2 protein-coding genes are annotated in these 2487 nt (G+C 45.2%); both read right to left on the reverse strand.

Annotated features, from left to right (window positions below; genetic code table 11):
• Positions 1 to 214 precede the first annotated feature (214 nt).
• Positions 215 to 1276 (reverse strand): iron chelate uptake ABC transporter family permease subunit, encoded by a 1062-nt coding sequence (locus ACI2JM_RS14455; protein WP_083475688.1) that lies wholly within the window; start codon positions 1274 to 1276, stop codon positions 215 to 217.
• 116 nt (positions 1277 to 1392) lie between these two features.
• Positions 1393 to 2370, reverse strand: a complete 978-nt coding sequence (locus ACI2JM_RS14460; protein WP_198329510.1) for an iron chelate uptake ABC transporter family permease subunit — start codon at positions 2368 to 2370, stop codon at positions 1393 to 1395.
• Positions 2371 to 2487: the final 117 nt, after the last annotated feature.

A 2487-nucleotide genomic window follows, 5' to 3' on the forward strand; every position in this document is an offset into this window, starting at 1 on the left:
GCGCCATTGGGACCAATCAAGGCAATCACCTGTGCGCTTGGTAATGACAACGTAATGTCATGAAGAATTTGCTGTTTGCCAATATGGTGCGAGATGTTATTAAGTTTAATCATAGTGGTTCTTATTTTTACAAAGGATCTAATTTTTCATTACTATATCAATGGCCAATTAGATAATTGGCTACTAGGTTAATGGTTACTAAATAATCGCGGTCTTAACGACGCTGAGTCATAAAAATCAATATTAAGAATACCAAACCACCAGCCAATTCAATGACCACCGATAGTACCCCTGCCATGCCCAATAGTTGCTCAAATATCGTCTGACCGAGTACCAAGCAAATCATCGCCACCAAACAGACCAATATCAGACGCTCGCTGTGATACATATGGCGAGCGATACGATTGGTTAGCGCACAAACTAACAGACCAAAGAAAGTCACTGGACCGACCAATGAGGTTGCCGTGGCGACCAATACCGCAATGACCGTTAATAGTCCAAACGCTAGGCGTTGATAATTGATACCGAGGTTAATGGCTTGTGATTTGCCAAGCATCAATACGTCACATTGATAACGCCAGCGCCAGATAAATAGCGCGCTAATGGCACAGATAACAATGCTGATACCAAGCAGCTGCGGATTGACCGTATTAAATTGCGCGTAACTGGCAGATTGCACAACGACGAAATCATCAGGATTAATTAGCCGTGCAATCAGCGCCGATAAGCTACGAAACAATACCCCAAAGATAACGCCGACCAATATCAGTCGCGTCAAATCTTGACTACTTTTTGAAAACAGCAGCTTAAATAATAATAATGACGCGCCAAACATTAAAACAATTTCAAGGGTGAATTTGGCAAGAGGATTGATACTGGTAAAGCTTATTGCGCCCAAAAAGAAAACCAACAGGCTTTGTAATAAAACATATAGCGAGTCAAAACCCAACAGTGATGGCGTCAGGATAGGGTTGTGCGTCAAGGTTTGAAACAATAAGGTCGATACGCCAATCGCATAACCGACGACCATTAACGCCAGTAACTTTTTACCTCGCAGTGGTAGCGCAAAGTCCCAATGGCCGTTGACGTTGACTGTCAAAAATAGGATGGTTGAGATCAGCAATATGATAGCGGCAATGGATTTTGGGTGACCAGCTATAAATGTCCAGAGTCGCGCAACACAACTTTGTCCAAAAGTAGTTTTGTCTTTATTTTCTGAAGCACTGTCATCTAGAGTGTTATTGGCTGCGGCGCTAGGCTTAGACGGTGAAAACATGCGTAAATCCTATAGTGCTAGGCTTATCTAATCAGACAAAACAAAGATAAAAGAAAGAGAAGAGGCAAAGAGGTTTGATCAGTCGTTATGAATAAAAAACTTTATGGCGAGTTATTTTATTGTTCAGCAGGCGCACGTAATAATAGCCATAAAAACAGTACCGTACCGACCACCCCAAAAACCGTTGCCACAGGCACTTCAAATGGATAGCGAATCGAGCGTCCAATAATATCGCACAATAGCACTGCCGAAGCGCCCAATAATGCCACCGCTGGTAAGCTACGGCGCAATTTATCCCCCATCAATCGGCTGACGATATTAGGCACGACCAAACCAATAAAAGGAATCATGCCAACGGTGACAACGACAACTGCACTCATCATCGCCACCATACCAACGCCAACCCACGTCACTTGTCGTTTGCTGATGCCTAAATTGAGTGCGATATTGTCACCCAAACCGACGATGGTCAGCTTGTCAGCAATGATATACGCCAGCACGCACAATCCGCCCGTCAGCCATAGCAGCTCGTAACGACCTGCTAAGACGCCAGAGAAATCACCAAATTGCCAAACGCTGAGCATCTGTAACGATTCTGTTTGATAGGCGATAAAGGTCGTCACTGCCTCTATAATGCCACCGAAGACGATACCAATCAGTGGGATCATTAAAAAATCCGTCGGCGGAATGCGGTGGATCAGTAGCATAAACAGCATCATGCCAAATACCGCTGCGATGGTTGCGACACCCATTTTTACTATGAGCGCACTAGCTGGAAATAGCAGGCTAACCACCAATAATCCCAGTGCGGCGCTTTGAGTTGCACCGACCATCGATGGCTCAACGAAGCGGTTTTTGAGCACCACTTGAATAATCATCCCAGCAACTGCCATGGAAACACCGGTCAAGATAATAGCGATGGTACGCGGTAGGCGACTGACCAGTAGCAGTGAGCTGTCGGAGTTGGCGCTATGGTTGATAAGGCTGTGAAATATACCTGACCACGAAAAATCAGCCACACCAATTGATAAGCTTAATAACACCAAAAGCCCCATAATAATGAGGCTGCCCGTGTTGATGACCCACGGCGGTATAGAAGCACGGCGATTTTTAGAACTTAGACCACGGCTTGCGCTTTTTTGCCAACTCGTTGATGCGGCTGGTAAAGTAGGGCGGGCTTTAACGCTGGTCTGCGCACGAGAGGAAAATAA

This window comes from Psychrobacter sp. NPDC064578 (assembly GCF_044901245.1).
Classification (GTDB): domain Bacteria; phylum Pseudomonadota; class Gammaproteobacteria; order Pseudomonadales; family Moraxellaceae; genus Psychrobacter; species Psychrobacter cibarius_C.

Excerpts from the sequence above, each read along its gene's own strand:
- ACI2JM_RS14455 (WP_083475688.1), bottom strand. The coding sequence starts at position 1,276 with ATGTTTTCACCGTCTAAGCCTAGCGCCGCAGCCAATAACACTCTAGAT.